Below are 15,506 nucleotides of genomic sequence, written 5' to 3'. Positions count from 1 at the left end.
ATGCTCGACCGTTCCCTGCAGTCCGTGCTGGACGACGTCACGGCACGCAGCCCGCACGAGCCCGAGTTCCACCAGGCTGCGCGTGAGGTGTTCGAGTCGATCGGTCCGGCGATCCGCCGCCACCCCGAGTACCTCGAGGCCGGGATCCTGCCACGGCTGTGCGAACCCGAACGGCAGCTGATCTTCCGTGTGCCGTGGACCGACGATCAGGGCCGAGTGCACGTCAACCGCGGCTTCCGGGTCGAGTTCAGCTCCGCGCTGGGCCCCTACAAGGGTGGCCTCCGGTTCCACCCGAGCGTGGACCTGGGGATCGTGAAGTTTCTCGGGTTCGAGCAGATCTTCAAGAACGCGCTGACGGGACTGCAGATCGGCGGCGGCAAGGGCGGCTCGGACTTCGACCCGAAGGGTCGCTCCGATGCCGAGGTGATGCGTTTCTGCCAGTCGTTCATGACCGAGCTGTCCCGTCACATCGGTGCCGACACCGACGTGCCCGCGGGTGACATCGGAGTCGGTGGCCGCGAGATCGGCTACATGTTCGGCCAGTACAAGCGCCTCACCAACAGGTTCGAGGCAGGGGTCCTCACCGGCAAGGGGCTTGCCTGGGGCGGTTCCCACGTCCGGACCGAGGCCACCGGCTACGGCCTGGTGTTCTTCCTGCGCGAGATGCTCGAGGCGGCCGGCACCGACCTCGACGGTCGACGCGTGGTCGTCTCGGGCAGCGGCAACGTGGCCGCGTACGCCATCGAGAAGGTGCACTCGCTCGGCGGCACGGTCGTGGCCTGCTCGGACTCCTCCGGCTACGTGGTGGACGAGGACGGGATCGACGTCGCCCTGCTGCGCGAGATCAAGGAGGTGCGACGGGGCCGGATCCACGAGTACGCCGATGCCCGTCCGAGCGCCCGCTTCATCGACGGGGGCACCATCTGGGACGTGCCGTGCCAGGTCGCGCTTCCCTGCGCCACCCAGAACGAGCTCGACGCGGCAGGCGCGCGGACGCTGATCCGCAACGGCGTCATCGCCGTGGCCGAGGGGGCGAACATGCCCTGCACCCCGGAGGCCGTCGACGCGCTGCACGAGGCGGGCATCGCGTTCGGCCCCGGGAAGGCGGCGAACGCCGGCGGCGTCGCCACCAGTGCGCTCGAGATGCAGCAGAACGCGGCCCGCGAGTCCTGGTCGTTCGCCCACGCCGAGACCCGGCTGGAGGAGATCATGCGCTCGATCCACCGGCGCTGCCTCGAGACCGCCGAGGAGTGCGACTCCCCCGGTGACTACGTCCTGGGCGCCAACGTGGCGGGCTTCCGCCGCGTCGCCGACGCGATGCTCGACCTCGGCGTCGTCTGAGCCTCCCCTCGCCGTTCACCCGCTGATCACCCGCCCCCAGCCGGGGGCGGGTGATCTCGCCCTTTCGTCACCCGATCTCTCGCCTGGACGCGTTTGCGCGTTCGTCCGGCAGAAGTCACCTCTCGCTCCTGATCCGCTCACCTCGACTCGCTTGACTGGGCGCGTACCCGGGACCGACCACCGCTGCTGCGGTGGCCTCCCGGCGCCACGCCATCCCAGACGAGACGAGATCGATGACCACCCTGCTGCAGCCCGTGCGGCGGCCCCCGCGGTCCCGCACGGCGCCACCACCGCGCCGTAGCTCGCCACAGCTGCGGCGCCGACGCCTCGCCGAGGGTGCGCTCTTCTGGGCGCTGATCCTTCCCAATCTCACCGCGATCGTGGTGTTCGGCTACTACCCCACCCTCTACAACTTCGTCCTGAGCTTCACCGACTGGGACTTCGTCCAACCCGCCCCGGTCGTGGTGGGCCTGGACAACTACATCGAACTGTTCCAGTCCGGCTCGATGCTGATGGATGCCCTGCGCAACACCGCGATCTTCGTGCTCGTGGCCGTGATCGGCACGCTCTTCGGCGGCATGGCGATCGGTGCGCTGCTGGCGCAACGGCTGCGCTTCTCCGGGCTCGTGCGCACACTCGCATTCGCCCCGCACATGCTTCCCGGTGCCGCGATCGGTGTGCTCTGGCTGTTCATGTTCGACCCGAACTACGGGCTGAGCCGCTGGCTCTTCTCGATGTTCGGCATGGAGTCACCTTCCTGGACGACGACCTCGGACTTCTCGCTGTGGTCGATCACGATCGCCTATGCCTGGCAACGGCTGGGCTTCGTCGCGATCATCTACTACACCGCGATCCTGGACCTGCCCAAGGACATCTACGAGGCCGCCTCCCTCGACGGCGCCCGCGGGCTGCCGCTGTTCCGATACATCACGCTGCCGCTGCTGAGCCCGGTGACGTTCTTCCTCACCGTCACCGGGATCATCGCCGCCGCGCAGACCTTCGACATCATCGCCACCCTGACCATGGGCGGCCCCGGCACGTCGAGCACCACCCTGCCCTGGATGATCTACGACCAGGCCTTCGTGGACTTCAACATCGGCACCTCCGCCGCCACCGCCACGGTGATGTTCGTGCTGCTGCTGATCGTGACCGGTGTCCAGACCAAGTACGCGAGCAAGCAGGTGCACTACTCATGAGCCTCACGATCGACCGCAAGGACGAGCTCGAGTCCCCGGGCGCTCCGCCCGCCACCGCGGCGCCTCGCCCCAGGCCCGTTCGCCGCCGGCCAGGCCCTCGCCGTCCGCTCCCGGCGACGATGGCCCTGTACGTCCTCATCGCTGCCACGTTCGCCCTCTTCGCCGTACCCTTGTACTGGTTGTTCAGTTCCGCTCTGAAGCCCGAGCACGAGATCTACACCTACCCGCTGACGTGGGTGCCGAGCTCGCTGGAGTGGAGCAACTTCGCCGACGCCTGGACCTCAGCACCGTTCGGAGCATTCCTGCGGAACTCGATCATCACCACGGTGGTGGGCACCGCGCTCGAGATCGGGGTGGCGCTGCTCTCGGCCTATGCCTTCGCCTTCGTCTACTTCCGCGGCAAGATGATCGTCTTCGCGGTGATGGTCGGTTCGCTGATGCTGCCCGGCCACATCACCCTGCTGGTCAACTACATCACCATCTCCAACCTGGGGTGGCTCAACACCTACCAGGGCCTGATCCTGCCGGGGATCGGCTCCGCCTTCGCGATGTTCCTGATCTACCAGCAGATGCGCCAGGTCCCCGAGGAACTCGTCGACGCCGCACGCATGGACGGCACCAGCCACATGCGCCGCATGCATGCGGTGGTGATCCCGATCTGCCGCCCGATGATCCTCACCGCCACCCTGATCGTGCTCATCACGAAGTGGAACGACTTCGTGTGGCCGCTGATCGTGACCTCCACCTCCGACATGCGCACCCTGCCGATCGGGCTGATGTTCCTGCGCAGCCAGGAGGGCTATGACGCGTGGGGCCCGGTCATGGCCGGCACCGTCATCGTGGCTGCTCCGATGCTCATCGTCTTCTTCCTCGCCCAGCGTCGCATCATCGGCGGCATCACCGCCGGCGCCCTCAAGGGCTGAGGTCCTCGAACCGCTCGCGCGAGCGAGCACCCCTAGCCGTGCGTCGAGCACTCGACGTCACCTGTCCCCACCAAGGAGCACCCGTGCACAACCTGACCCTGACCCGCCGTCACCTGCTCTCCGCCCTCGGGCTGGGCACCGGGGCCGCCGCGCTCGCGGCCTGCACCGGACCGGTCTCGGCATCCGATGGCGGATCGGAGGCTGCCGGCAACCTGCGCAGCGGCTTCAGCCAGGCCGCGCTCGGCGAGATCCCCTCCGAATACGCCGGCCGGACGAACATCCTCTTCTGGGCACCGTGGACCGGTGGGCTGTTCGAGGCGATGAGCGAGCAGTTCGCCATGTTCAACGAGGCCCAGAGTGACATCTACGCCGCGATCGAGTCCGTCGGTGGGTACGCCGACCTGAACACCGCCTTCACCGCCGCCCTGCAGGCCCGGGCGGTGCCGGACATGGTCTGCTTCCCCGAGATGCAGTGGCTGCAGTTCTATTTCGCCGGCGCGCTCGCCCCGCTCGACCCCCACTTCGACGACGAGTGGAACCTCGACGTCTACCTGGAGAACTTCACCGAGGAGAGCAAGGCCGAGGACCAGACCTTCGTGGTGCCGTTCGCGCGTTCGACCCCGCTCTTCTACTACAACAAGACCCTCTTCAACGACCTCGGTCTGCCGGTGGACACCCAGTACACCTGGTCCCAGCTGCGCGAGCTGGGCTCGGAGATCTCGTCCGTCTCCAGCGCCGGGCAGCCGATCAAGACCTTCGCCTACTCCTCCGGCGACGCGTGGTTCGCCAACTCCTGGCTGTGGGCCTTCGACGGCGTGTGGTCGGACGGCTTCGACGTGATGCCGGACGAGGAGAAGGTGCGCGAGCTGATGACGTTCGCCAACGAGTGGGTGCACGTGGACGGCAACGCCTACATGGCACAGGCCGCACACACCGACTTCCAGACCGGCCTCGTCGCCGCCGTGCACGGGTCCACCGCCTCCATGCGCGGCCTGACCGAGGCCGTCGACTTCGAGCTCGGTGCCGCGTTCATGCCCGGTGAGGTGAACCAGCCCCCTACCGTCCCGACCGGTGGGTCCGGCTTCTCGATGGTGCGCTCGGAGTCCCAGGAGCGTCAGGACGCCACCGCGGAGCTGCTGCGCTTCCTCGCCCGGCCCGAGGTGTCCGGCAAGTGGCACATCGACTCCGGGTACGTGCCGATCGTCAAGGCCGCCCAGGACGAACCGGAGGTCCAGGAGCTGCACGCCAGCGACCCGAACTTCACGGTGGCGATCCAGCAGCTGGAGAACGCCCAGACCGTCGCGCCGGTGAACTGGTTCAACTCCGGTACCGCCTCGCTGAGCGAGGCCTTCGCCCGTCTGACCGGCGACAACGGCGACATCCAGGAGTCGATCGACACCTTGCGCGGCGAGTACGAGTCCCTGCTGGAGGACAACCGCGAGGACCTCGAGGCCGTGGGCGTGCAGTGACCCCTGCTGCCACCCCTGGTGTGGTCGGACACCGCGGTGCGGCGGCGGTGAGTGCGGAGAACACGCTCACCGCCTTCGCCCGCGGTGTCGCGGACGGGGCCGATGCCATCGAGCTCGACGTGCACCTGAGCGCCGACGGCGAGCTGGCCGTGATCCACGACGCGACACTCGACCGCACCGCCGTCGGTGGGCGCCGGACCGGCGCCGTCCGGGACCTCACCTGGGTCCAGCTGCAGGAGGCCGAGCTGGCCGGTGGCGAACGCATCCCCTCGCTCGCCGAGGCGCTGGCGGCCATCGACATCGAGATCCATGTCGAGATCAAGGCTCCGGCGGCTGCAGAAGCGGTGGCCGAGCTGGTGCGTTCGTCCGGGCTCGCCTCCCGGGTGACCATCACCAGCTTCGATCTCGACATCCTGGCCACGGTGCGCCGGATGGCCCCGGCGCTCGCCGTCGGGGTCATCTCCCGTGCCGCCTCGCCGGCGGCCCTGGACGCCGTCCGCACGCTTCGCGCCGCCTCCCTCGCGGTGCAGGTACGCCACCTCGACCGGGCGGTGGTGGCCCACGCCCACGCCGACGGCGCCCTCGTGTGCGGGTGGCCAGTGCTCACCACGGCGGACGTGCGATCCGCGCTCGCCGCCGGCGTCGATCTCGTCACCGCGGACGACCCGGCGTGGTGCCGGGCCGAGCTCACCGCGCTGCTCACCGACCGCACCCTCTAGACAAGGAACCGTGACCGTGCCGAACAAGCTGCTCGTCGTCTCCGTTGACGCCATGCACACCGACGACATCCCCTTCGCCCGCACCCTTCCCGCCTTCTCCCGCATCCTGGAGCGGGCAGCGATCGCCGAGATCGAGGGCATCTACCCCTCGGTGACCTATCCCAACCACACCGCCCAGATCACCGGGTGCCCTCCCGCGCGCAGCGGGATCTTCAACAACCTGCAGTTCCAGCCCGGCCGGGGCGATGCCTCCGCCTGGTTCTGGGACGCCTCGATGATCCGGGTGCCGACCCTCTTCGAAGTCGCTCATCGGGCCGGTCTGAGCACCGCGGCCGTGCAGTGGCCGGTGACCGGCAACGCCTCCGGCGTGGACCATCTCGTGCCGGAGATCGCGTGCCCGCAGGTCTTCGACGGTCTGGAGGATCAGTACCTGCGCACCACCGACGCGCGCTCGTACGAGACCTACATCCGGCCGAATCTGCCGCTGATCCACGCCGACAGGCGCAAGGGCAAGTACTTCGACTTCGTCAACCACGTCTCCGCCGAGGTGCTGCGCGCCGAGCGACCGGATGTGATGTTCGTCCATCTGGTCGAGGTCGACACCGCACGCCACGCCGGTGGCTCCTACGGCCCACACGTGGAAGCCGCCCTGCGGGAGGTCGACGCCACGCTCGGGACCTACCTGCAGGTGCTCGAGGGCAACGGTGACCTGGACTCGACCAATATCGTGCTCGTCTCCGACCACGGCCACGTCGACGTCGAACAGCACACCAACCTCAACGCGCTCTTCCTCGAGCGGGGCTTCCTGCGCCTCCACGACGACGGCACCCTGGCCGACTGGGACGTCTTCTGTCTCGGCGCCGGGCTTTCCGGCCAGCTGTTCCTCGCCGACGGGCTGTCCGCCGCACGCCGGCGGGAGGTCGAGGCGCTGCTGGTCGAGATCGAGTCCGACCCGCAGTACCGGGTCGAGAAGATCTGGACCGCCGAGGAGACCCTGCGTGAGTACGGCCTCGACGGGCCGTTCCAGTGGGTGGTCGAGTCCGAGCCCGGCGTCATCGTCGGGATGCTCTGGGAACGTCGCGTGGTGGTGCGCACCGGCGACGAGGACTTCCCGCCGCTGCGAGGCGCCCACGGGCACGCACCACGGCACGGGGGCCAGCCGGTCTTCATCGGTGCCGGCCCGGATTTCGCTCCGGGGGCCGACGCGGGACGGCGCAGCATGCTGGACGAGCCGGCCACCTTCGCGCACCTGCTCGGGCTGGACCTGCCCGACGGCGAGGGCACAGTCGTCACCTCGATGCTCGCCGCGGTTCCCGCGGCGATCTGAGGACTGGGCCCGCTCCGGATGGCCCCTGCTCACCAATGTGGGTGCACGGAGTCCCTCAGGCGGCGGTCGTAGACCTCACGCACGGCAGCGTCGAAGGCGTCAAGGTCCAGGCCCTCGGTCAGCAGATCGGCGGCCGCGGCGTTGGCTCGTGCCTGGACGGCGTCGCGCGCACCGGGGATCACGGTCGTGACCCCGGGCCGGCTGGCGATCCACGCGAGGGTCGCCGCCGGCAGCGTGACGCCCTCCGGGAGTGATTCGGCGAGCTCAGCGGCGGCGCTCACGCCGACTCCGAGCTCGACTCCGGAGAAGGTCTCACCCCGGTCGAAGGCCTCACCGTGGCGGTTGAACGTACGGTGGTCGTCCTCGGCGAAGGTGGTCGAGGCGGTGTACCGGCCCGAGAGCAGTCCCGAGGCGAGCGGCACGCGTGCGAACACTGCCACGCCGGCCGCCTGCGCGGCCGGCAGGACCTCCTCCAGCGGCTTGAGCCGGAAGGGGTTGAGGATGATCTGCACATTGCTCACGTTCGGGTGCTCGATCGCGGCAAGCGCCTGCGCGCACGTCTCCACCGAGACGCCGTAGGCGGCGATCATCCCGTCGGCCACCAGGGCATCGAGCGCGTCATAGGTGGCGTCGTCCTCGATCACGGCCGAGGGTGGGCAGTGGAGCTGCACCAGGTCGAGGGTGTCCACGCCCAGGTGCTCGCGCGAGCGGGCGGTCCAGGTACGGAAGTTCTCGAGCGTGTAGTTCTCGGGCGTCTGGTCGGCGCGCCGGCCCATCTTCGTGGCCACGGTGACCGGGGGCTGGGTGTGCTGGTTCAGGAAGCGACCGATGAGTGCTTCGCTGCGCCCGTCGCCGTAGACGTCCGCCGTGTCGAACACCGTGACGCCTGCATCGACGGAGGCCTTCAGCACCGCCAGGGCGTCGGCTTCGGCGACGTCGCCCCAGCCACCACCGATCTGCCAAGTGCCCAGGCCGATGGCGGAGACCTGACGCCCAGTGCGCGCGAGCGGACGATGCTGCATGGTTTCTCCTGGCTGTGCCGACGCAGGAGACGCGGCAGCGCCTCCCGATTCCGGCATGGTGTCACGTCCGGTCACCACACACACGCGGTGGTCCCCCGCCCGAATCCATCCTGGCGCCGGCCGCGGGTGCCGACGAGCGGGTGAGGCGAGACACTGAGCCGATCGCACAGGGAGGGTGCCATGGACTAGTTCGCGGCCGAGAACTATGACGCCGCCCGGTTCGTCCTGCAGCGCGGCATCGCCGCCGTGTATCTCTTCGCCTTCGTCGCGGTGCTGCGTCAGTTCGTTCCGCTGCTCGGCTCGCGCGGGCTGCTGCCGGTCCCCGACTTCCTGGCCCGTGCCGGCGATCGGGCCGGGCCCACCCTCTTCCGCCACCACTACTCCGACCGGTACGTGGTGGCGCTGGCGTGGGTCGGGGTGGGAATCGCCGTCGCGCTCGTGCTCGGCTTCCCCCAAGCCGGCCCGGCCTGGGCGCCACTGCTGGCCTTCGTGGTGCTGTATCTGCTGTACCTGTCGGTGGTCAACGTGGGTCAGGTGTTCTACAGCTTCGGGTCGGAGTCGCTGCTGCTGGAGGTCGGGCTGCTCGCGGCCTTCCTGGGTTCGCACGACGTCGCTCCCCCGTGGTTGGTGCTGCTGGCCTTTCGCTGGTTGCTGCTGCGCGTCGAGCTCGGTGCCGGCCTGATCAAGATCCGCGGGGACAGTACCTGGCGGAACCTGACGGCGCTGGACTACCACCACCAGACCCAACCGATGCCCGGCCCGCTCAGCTGGTCCTTCCACCACCTGCCCAGGCCGGTGCATCGGGTGGAGGTCGCGGCCAACCATGTCGTCCAGCTGGGGGTACCGCTCCTGCCGTTCGCCCCGCAACCGGTCGCCTCGATCGTTGCGGCTCTGATCGTCGGCACCCAGCTCTGGCTCGTGCTCTCGGGCAACTTCGCCTGGTTGATCTGGCTGACGATATTGCTCGCCTTCTCCGCCGTCGGGGACGCCCAACTGGTCGCGGTGCTGCCGTTCCTGGAACCGGCTCTCGGCGCAGACCCGGACCCGGTGGAACCCGGTCCGATCTGGTGGGTGGTGCTCGTGCTCGCTGCGGTGCTGGGGTGCGTGCTGCTCGCCTACCGGCCGGCCCGGAACTTCTTCTCCCGCCGCCCGGTGATGAACGCCTCCTACAACCGCTGGCATCTGGGCGGGTCCTACGGCGCCTTCGGGACGATCACGCGGGTCCGGCACGAGATCGTGGTCGAGGGCACCGACCACGAACGTCCCGACGGCGGCTGGCGTGAGTACGTCTTCCACGGCAAGCCGGGCCCCGTGAACCGCCGTCCGCGTCAGGTGGCTCCCTACCATCTGCGTCTCGACTGGGGCATGTGGTTCCTGGCCTGGGATCGAGCACTCAGCATCGATGGTTCACCACGTTCCTGCGGCAGCTGGTGGGTCCGTGAGGAGACCGGATCGCTCGTTGGTCCGGTGCAGCTGGGTGACCTCACGTAGGCTGTCACCCGCTGAGGCCGGCAGCGGCCCGAATCCCGCGTTCCGAGGAGAAGAAGTCCATGGGTCTGTTCACCCGTCGTGATCGCCGGCGATCCCGCCCGCAGGCGGTCGAGCACGCCGCCGACCGACGCCCGCAGGACGCCCCACACCCAGGCGGAGCCTCGGCGCTCTGGTCGGACGGGGTGGGCAGGGTCGGTACCCGCTCGCTGCAGGTGCTGGCCATCCTCGCTCTCGTCGCCGTCGCCGTGCTGGGGCTCACCCAGCTGACCCTGGTCGTGATCCCTGTGCTCATCGCGCTGGTGGTCGCCGCAGCCATCTCCCCCTTGGTGGGGTTGATGCGCCGCCGCGGTGTGCCCTCCGTCCTGGCCACCGTGATCGCGCTCGTCGCCGTCGTCGCCCTGCTGGCCGGGATCGTCTGGCTCGTGGCTGCCGCGGTCGTCGCCCAGTGGCCCACCCTGCGAGATCAGGCCCTGGAAGGCTTCACCCAGTTGCAGGACTACGTGCAGGGACTCCCCTTCGAGATCACCGAGGAGCAGATCCAGTCGGTGCAGGATTCCGCCCTCGACCTGCTTCAGTCCAGCGCCGTCGGTTCGGGTGCGGTCGCCGGGGCGACGCAGACGTTCGACTTCGTGGCCGGGTTGATCATCTTCGTCGTCGTGCTGTTCTTCTTCCTCAAGGACGGACCGCAGATCTGGGAGTTCATGCTGCGCCCGTTCCAGGGCGAGCGCTATGAGCGGGGCCGGCGCATCGGCGATTCGACGGTGCGCACGCTCGGCGGCTACGTGCGGGGTACGGCGATCATTGCCGCGGTCGACGCCCTCTTCATCGGGATCGGGCTGGCGATCGTGGGCGTGCCGCTGGCCATCCCGCTGGCGGTGCTGGTGTTCCTGCTGGCCTTCATCCCGCTGGTGGGTGCCACGCTGGCCGGCGTGCTCTCGGCGCTGGTCGCCCTGGTCGCCCTCGGGCCCGTGGAAGCACTCGTGGTCGTGGGGATCGTGGTGCTGGTCAACCAGCTCGAGGGCAACTTCCTGCAGCCGGTGGTGATGGCGCGCACGCTCAGCCTGCACCCGCTCGTCATCCTGATCGCACTGACCGCCGGAACCGTGCTCGTGGGTCTGACCGGAGCGATCCTGGCCGTGCCGATCGCCGCCTCGATCTGGGGCGCCGTTCAGGTCTGGGACGGTCCGGATACCCCGGCCTGGTTCGCCCGGCAGAAGGACCGCCGGCGCGAGAGCGTCCAGCCGGCGTAGAGCGCGCACCGCACACGCACCGGCGGGCCCGGACCTCCGATGGAGGCCCGGGGCCCGCTCGCGTGCTGCGCGGTCAGTCCTCGACCACGCGCACCGAGACCTCGATGTTGCCGCGGGTGGCGTTCGAGTAGGGGCACACCTGGTGCGCGGCGTCGGCGAGCTGCTGTGCCTGCTCGGCCGGCACGTCGGGGATCACGACCTCCAACTCGACCGCCAGGGCGAATCCGCCGTCGCCGTTCTGACCGACGCCGACCCTGGCACCGACGCTGGTATCGTGCAGTGTCACCTTCTGCGCGCGCGCCACACTCAGCAACGCGCTGTGGAAGCAGGCGCCGAAGCCGGCCGCGAACAGCAGCTCGGGATTGAGCGCTCCCCCGGCACCGCCCATCTCCTTCGGCACCCGGACGTCGGCGTCGAGCAGCCCGTCGGTGGTGGCGACGTGGCCGTTGCGACCGTCCCCGGTGGCGAGTGCCTCGGCTGTGTAGATGCTCTGCATGTGTGTTGCTCTCCTCCTGATGGGCCGCCTCACCGGTGGTGAGGCGTGGTGGTGGGATAGGGGTGGCGCGCGCCGGACCGGGTCTCGACCACGTCGGTGTACTCCTGCAGGCTCGATATCAGCGCTTTCGCCTCGTACGGCTCGAGGTTCATGCAGTCGGCGATCTGCCCCGGCACCTCGGCCATGTCCTCGCGCAGACGGCTTCCGGCGGCGGTGAGCTGCACGGTCACCACGCGCGCGTCCTCGCTGGTGCGCGAACGGCTGACGAAACCCGAGCGCTCGAGCCGGGTGAGCAACGGGGACAACGTGCCCGAGTCCAGTGCCAGGTCCTCGCCCAGGTCGCTGACGGTCAGCGGCCCGCGGTCCCACAATTCGACCAGCACCAAGAACTGCGGGTACGTCAGGCCCCAGGGCGCGAGCACGCGGCGGTAGGCCTGGGTGGTGACGCGGCTGGCCGTGTAGAGGGCGAAGCACAGCATCCGGTCGACTGCTCGCGGTGACTCCTGCGTACCCATACGAGAAGGATTGCACACAACTCAATTGTGCACAATCTATTGAACTGACGTACTGATCGGCACGGCCGTCAGAGGCTCACGTCGCTGAGCGCGGACCCGTCCCCCCACTGCGAGCGTGGGATCACCGACAGCCGACCGTCGGTCTCCAGCACGACGACGGCGATGTCGGCGAGGTCCCCCGAGCCGGCCGAGCGGACCGCCTGACGCACTTCACTCTCGGTCAGACGTGCCGAGCGCAGCGCCGCCGCATCCATGCGTCCATCGCGCAGAAGCACCGCCGGCGACGAGGTCACCGCGCGGCGCAACGCCTGCCACCGGGCGGTGCACAGGGCGAGCACGAACTGGAGTGCGGCGAGCAGCAGCAGCGCCGCGGTGCCCTGCGCCCATGAGACGTCCGTGCTGAGCAGGATGGTGGCGAGCGTCGAACCCAGCGCCACCGTGACGACGAAGTCGAAGGCGTTGAGCTGGCTGAGGGTGCGTTTGCCGCTCACGCGCAGGATCAGCACCAGAGTCGCGTAGGCCGCGGTGCCCAGGACCACGGTGCGGATCACATCGGACCACGAGTCGAACCACATCTGCGAACCTAAGGCCGTTCCGCCGGTACGGTCACTGCCCGGCCCCGCCGACGCGGACGAGCATCTTGCCGACGTTCTCCCCCCGCATCATGCCCAGGAACGCCCCCACCACGTTCTCGATGCCATCCACCACGGTCTCGTCGTAGGCGATCCGTCCCTCGCTGAACCATCCGGTCATCCGTTCGTCGAACTCCGAGGCCAGGTGAAGATGGCCACCGAGGGTGAAGCCCCGCAGCGTGAGGCCGCGGGTGATCAGGTTCATCATGTTGTCGGGGCCGGGCGCGGGCTCGGTGGCGTTGTAGCCGGAGATGGCGCCGCACAGCGCAGCGCGTCCGCCGTCGTTGAACACGGCGATCGCGGCCTCGAGGTGGTCGCCACCGACGTTGTCGAAGTACACGTCGATACCCTCCGGCGCGACCTCGAGGAGCTGCTCGCGGGTATCGCCGTCCTTGTAGTTGAAGGCAGCGTCGTAGCCGTACTTCTCGGTCAGCAGGGCGACCTTCTCGGCCGTCCCGGCAGAGCCGACCACGCGTCCGGCTCCGAGCAGCGCCGCGATCTGCCCGGCAGCGGTCCCGACAGCACCCGCGGCGCCGGAGACGAAGACAGTCTCTCCCTCGGCCAGGCCGGCGATCTCGGTGAGGCCCACGTACGCCGTCAGGCCTGTCATCCCGAAGATGTGCAGGCGGAGGGAAGGAGAGAGGCCGGGGACGTCCGGCACCACCCGGAATGTGGAGGCGTCCTCCTGGATCACGTCACTCCATCCGTGCTGGTGGAGGACGAGCTCACCCTCGGCGATGTCCTCCGACGCCGAGTCGGTCACGCGACCGACTGCGGCGCCGGTGATCCTCTGGCCGAGTTCGAACGGCGGCACGTAGCTGCGGACGTCGTTCATCCGCCCCCGCATGTAGGGGTCGACGGAGACGAACTCGTTGGCCACGCGTATCTTGCCGGGCGTGAGGTCACCATAGGTGTGGGTGACGGTGCGGAAGTCTGCGTCCGTAGGCCAGCCCTCGGGCCGGGCTGCCAGATGGATTTCGGTGCTGATGATGTCGCCCATCGTGGCGGTGTCCTTTCCGGCGCTGAGGCCGCGCCAGGTGTTGCTGCGGAGGTGAGCAAAGGGCGCCCCGGATCGTGCCATGGGCGGCAGCGACCCCGGGGCGTCCACTCAGCGTGAGGCGGAAGGGTCCGCCGGAGTGACCTCAGCTGGGGTTCTCGACCTCACCGGGCCACGCACCGGTCGGACGCTGGCGCTCCTCGATGAAGGTCTTGAAACGCTTGGTATCCGCCTTCACCCGGTGCTCATCGACTCCCACTGCCGCGCCGACCTTCTCAGCGATACCCTTCGGTGCCCAGTCGATCTGGACCATGATCCGCGTGGTCGACTCGCTCAGCCGATGGAAGGTCACCACGCCGCCGTGGTCAACGTCACCGCTGGTGGTCGTCCACGCGATGCGTTCGTCCGGATGCTGCTCGGTGATCTTGGTGTCGAACTCCCTGCGCTGTCCGCCGACCTCGGTGACCCAGTGGTTGTGAACATCGTCGGTCTGAGTGATGGAGACGACGCCTTCCATGAACTCGGGGAAGTCCTCGAACTGGGTCCACTGGTTGTACGCCGTGCTGACCGGGACGTTCACGTCGACCGATTCCTCGACCGTGCTCATCTGGTTCTCCTCTCGGTTCGGGCAAGTCACGCGGATCGTTGATCCGCGTTCCCTCCAGGAGACAACGAATCCGGCCTGTTCGCATGTGCTGCGACGTCCTCCGGTCTCGGTGGTGGTCGTCATGCCGCACTCGACATCGTGGGGACGTGGACGGCCAGACACACGGACAACCCTGCGAGCAGACCCGCGAGGGCGGGCATGAGCCCCGTCCACGCGGGGATGGAGGCGATGCCGAGAAGCGCATCGGCCGAGTAGGCGCCCGGACCGGTGAAGCCCGGTGCGACGCTCGTGACGATGAGGACGAACGCGAACTCGCGCCCGTCGCGCTGGAGCCACAGACCGTTCTTCGCCTTGACCGTGGCGGCCACCAGCATCACGCCGGTGGCGGACATGACCGCGATCGAGGTCAGGGCACCTGAGACGAAGAGAACGCCAGCGAGCACCTGCCCGCCGCCCACGACCAGCGCCGTGAGCGCACCACCGCGCAGGCCCGCCCGCCGGAGCTCCTCGATCCCACTGCGCAGTCCGGCACCGCCGAACCACCGGGACACCCTCCGCATGCCGTGGCCGAAGAGTAGAAGGCCGAGGGCGAGCCGAAGCACCAACAGGCCGATGTCGATCCCCACGCCACTGGTGGCGGCGACGAAGCCGGGCGAGTGCATGCCGACCGGCTGCGCTGTCGTGCCGAGTTGCTGGCTCGCGCGTCGGTACAGGTCTACCAAGGGTGCGAACACCGGTCGTGTGCGCCGCCGATGATGGCGAGCATCAGCCGGAACCCGTAACGGGCGGTACGGATGACCGACTGTGGCGACCCGCCGACTCCCACCCAGGTGCTGAGCCGACCGAGTCGGTCTTCGGATAGACGTCGGCGTCGTGCAGGGCGGGGCGAGTGGTGCCCTCCCAGGTCACCGGCTCTTCGCTGAGCAGTCGATGGAGGAGATCGACCTTCTCATCGAAGAGCACCTCGTAGTCCTTCATGTCGTACCCGAAGAGCGGGAACGACTCGGTGAACGAGCCGCGTCCGAGGATCACCTCGGCGCGACCGTTCAAGAGGGCGTCCACCGTCGCGAAGCGCTGGAAGACGCGCACCGGGTCGTCGGACGAGAGCACGGTCACCCCGGACGCCAGCCGGATGCGCTCGGTTGCTGTCGCGATACCTGCCAGTACCGCCTCCGGGCTGGAGATCGCGATCTCCGGACGGTGATGCTCCCCCAGCGCGACCGCGTCGATACCGATCTGGTCGGCGAGCACCGCCTCTGTCACGGCCGCACGGATCGCGGCCGCGTGCGAGACCCTCGTGCCTCAGAGGACAGTGAAGGCGGCGTGGATGACCGCTGCGATCTCGACCCCTCCGGTGCGCCACGTCACGAGTGCTATATCGAATCGCAAGCGGGCGGCGACAGCGTGGGGGATGAGGCCGGCACACCGTGCGCCACCGTTGGATGACCATGCTGAATGGCATGCGCAGGGCGATCCCGATGACACCGCGACCGATGCGCCGATCTACCCCCGCCAGCACCC

The 15,506-nt window shown here is 68.9% G+C and carries 15 protein-coding genes and 1 pseudogene; 8 read left to right on the top strand and 8 right to left on the bottom strand.

Going from position 1 to position 15,506, the window contains the following annotated elements; genetic code table 11:
* The 6 genes from gdhA (at nucleotide 1) to LQF12_RS07930 (ending at nucleotide 6,975) form a co-directional block, all read left to right on the top strand.
* Nucleotides 1–1,341, top strand: coding sequence for an NADP-specific glutamate dehydrogenase (gene gdhA, locus LQF12_RS07955; protein ID WP_231055418.1), 1,341 nt, complete (start codon nucleotides 1–3; stop codon nucleotides 1,339–1,341).
* Nucleotides 1,342–1,574: 233 nt separating this feature from the next.
* On the top strand, nucleotides 1,575–2,537 hold the full coding sequence (locus LQF12_RS07950; RefSeq protein WP_231055417.1) for a carbohydrate ABC transporter permease: 963 nt from the start codon (nucleotides 1,575–1,577) through the stop codon (nucleotides 2,535–2,537).
* Entirely contained in the window at nucleotides 2,534–3,460 is a 927-nt protein-coding gene (locus tag LQF12_RS07945; RefSeq protein ID WP_231055416.1) for a carbohydrate ABC transporter permease, read from the top strand. The genes LQF12_RS07950 and LQF12_RS07945 overlap by 4 nt, the downstream gene beginning before the upstream one ends.
* Before the next feature lie 83 nt (nucleotides 3,461–3,543).
* Entirely contained in the window at nucleotides 3,544–4,929 is a 1,386-nt protein-coding gene (locus LQF12_RS07940) for an extracellular solute-binding protein (protein ID WP_231055415.1), read from the top strand.
* Nucleotides 4,926–5,648: a glycerophosphodiester phosphodiesterase gene (locus tag LQF12_RS07935; RefSeq protein ID WP_354004705.1), complete on the top strand. Its 723-nt coding sequence runs from the start codon at nucleotides 4,926–4,928 to the stop codon at nucleotides 5,646–5,648. Before LQF12_RS07940 ends, LQF12_RS07935 begins: the two co-directional genes overlap by 4 nt.
* 10 nt (nucleotides 5,649–5,658) lie before the next feature.
* Nucleotides 5,659–6,975 (top strand): alkaline phosphatase family protein, encoded by a 1,317-nt coding sequence (locus tag LQF12_RS07930; RefSeq protein WP_231055413.1) that lies wholly within the window; start codon nucleotides 5,659–5,661, stop codon nucleotides 6,973–6,975.
* A 29-nt stretch (nucleotides 6,976–7,004) separates the two neighbouring features.
* Here the strand turns inward: LQF12_RS07930 and LQF12_RS07925 are convergent, their stop codons facing one another.
* Nucleotides 7,005–7,997, bottom strand: a complete 993-nt coding sequence (locus LQF12_RS07925) for an aldo/keto reductase (RefSeq protein WP_231055412.1) — start codon at nucleotides 7,995–7,997, stop codon at nucleotides 7,005–7,007.
* A gap of 246 nt (nucleotides 7,998–8,243) precedes the next feature.
* Between LQF12_RS07925 and LQF12_RS07920 the strand changes: the two genes are divergently transcribed.
* Together LQF12_RS07920 and LQF12_RS07915 are read left to right on the top strand one after the other, a co-directional pair.
* Nucleotides 8,244–9,488, top strand: a complete 1,245-nt coding sequence (locus LQF12_RS07920; protein ID WP_231055411.1) for a lipase maturation factor family protein — start codon at nucleotides 8,244–8,246, stop codon at nucleotides 9,486–9,488.
* 59 nt (nucleotides 9,489–9,547) lie between these two features.
* The gene (locus LQF12_RS07915) at nucleotides 9,548–10,738 is read left to right on the top strand and encodes an AI-2E family transporter (RefSeq protein WP_231055410.1); all 1,191 of its coding nucleotides are present in this window, start codon (nucleotides 9,548–9,550) and stop codon (nucleotides 10,736–10,738) included.
* 73 nt (nucleotides 10,739–10,811) lie between these two features.
* Here LQF12_RS07915 and LQF12_RS07910 read toward each other — a convergent pair whose 3' ends face one another.
* The 7 genes and pseudogenes from LQF12_RS07910 to LQF12_RS07880 form a co-directional block, all read right to left on the bottom strand.
* On the bottom strand, nucleotides 10,812–11,234 hold the full coding sequence (locus LQF12_RS07910) for an organic hydroperoxide resistance protein (RefSeq protein ID WP_231055409.1): 423 nt from the start codon (nucleotides 11,232–11,234) through the stop codon (nucleotides 10,812–10,814).
* Between the two features lie 29 nt (nucleotides 11,235–11,263).
* On the bottom strand, nucleotides 11,264–11,749 hold the full coding sequence (locus tag LQF12_RS07905) for a MarR family winged helix-turn-helix transcriptional regulator (RefSeq protein ID WP_231055408.1): 486 nt from the start codon (nucleotides 11,747–11,749) through the stop codon (nucleotides 11,264–11,266).
* Between the two features lie 68 nt (nucleotides 11,750–11,817).
* Nucleotides 11,818–12,324, bottom strand: a complete 507-nt coding sequence (locus LQF12_RS07900; RefSeq protein WP_231055407.1) for a DUF421 domain-containing protein — start codon at nucleotides 12,322–12,324, stop codon at nucleotides 11,818–11,820.
* A 31-nt stretch (nucleotides 12,325–12,355) separates the two neighbouring features.
* Nucleotides 12,356–13,381 (bottom strand): NADP-dependent oxidoreductase, encoded by a 1,026-nt coding sequence (locus LQF12_RS07895; RefSeq protein ID WP_231055406.1) that lies wholly within the window; start codon nucleotides 13,379–13,381, stop codon nucleotides 12,356–12,358.
* A 142-nt stretch (nucleotides 13,382–13,523) separates the two neighbouring features.
* Entirely contained in the window at nucleotides 13,524–13,985 is a 462-nt protein-coding gene (locus tag LQF12_RS07890; RefSeq protein ID WP_231055559.1) for an SRPBCC family protein, read from the bottom strand.
* 119 nt (nucleotides 13,986–14,104) lie between these two features.
* The gene (locus LQF12_RS07885) at nucleotides 14,105–14,587 is read right to left on the bottom strand and encodes a DoxX family protein (protein WP_290370755.1); all 483 of its coding nucleotides are present in this window, start codon (nucleotides 14,585–14,587) and stop codon (nucleotides 14,105–14,107) included.
* A gap of 30 nt (nucleotides 14,588–14,617) precedes the next feature.
* Nucleotides 14,618–15,287 (bottom strand): annotated as a pseudogene (locus LQF12_RS07880) (LLM class flavin-dependent oxidoreductase); the annotation flags it as partial.
* Nucleotides 15,288–15,506: the final 219 nt, after the last annotated feature.

This window comes from Ruania suaedae (genome assembly GCF_021049265.1).
GTDB classification, from domain to species: domain Bacteria; phylum Actinomycetota; class Actinomycetes; order Actinomycetales; family Beutenbergiaceae; genus Ruania; species Ruania suaedae.
This window is presented reverse-complemented; position numbering and strand designations above follow the sequence as displayed.

Excerpts from the sequence above, each read along its gene's own strand:
- LQF12_RS07915 (WP_231055410.1), top strand. The coding sequence starts at position 9,548 with ATGGGTCTGTTCACCCGTCGTGATCGCCGGCGATCCCGCCCGCAGGCG.
- LQF12_RS07900 (WP_231055407.1), bottom strand. The coding sequence starts at position 12,324 with ATGTGGTTCGACTCGTGGTCCGATGTGATCCGCACCGTGGTCCTGGGC.
- LQF12_RS07950 (WP_231055417.1), top strand. The coding sequence starts at position 1,575 with ATGACCACCCTGCTGCAGCCCGTGCGGCGGCCCCCGCGGTCCCGCACG.
- gdhA (WP_231055418.1), top strand. The coding sequence starts at position 1 with ATGCTCGACCGTTCCCTGCAGTCCGTGCTGGACGACGTCACGGCACGC.
- LQF12_RS07890 (WP_231055559.1), bottom strand. The coding sequence starts at position 13,985 with ATGAGCACGGTCGAGGAATCGGTCGACGTGAACGTCCCGGTCAGCACG.
- LQF12_RS07905 (WP_231055408.1), bottom strand. The coding sequence starts at position 11,749 with ATGGGTACGCAGGAGTCACCGCGAGCAGTCGACCGGATGCTGTGCTTC.
- LQF12_RS07910 (WP_231055409.1), bottom strand. The coding sequence starts at position 11,234 with ATGCAGAGCATCTACACAGCCGAGGCACTCGCCACCGGGGACGGTCGC.
- LQF12_RS07895 (WP_231055406.1), bottom strand. The coding sequence starts at position 13,381 with ATGGGCGACATCATCAGCACCGAAATCCATCTGGCAGCCCGGCCCGAG.
- LQF12_RS07925 (WP_231055412.1), bottom strand. The coding sequence starts at position 7,997 with ATGCAGCATCGTCCGCTCGCGCGCACTGGGCGTCAGGTCTCCGCCATC.
- LQF12_RS07945 (WP_231055416.1), top strand. The coding sequence starts at position 2,534 with ATGAGCCTCACGATCGACCGCAAGGACGAGCTCGAGTCCCCGGGCGCT.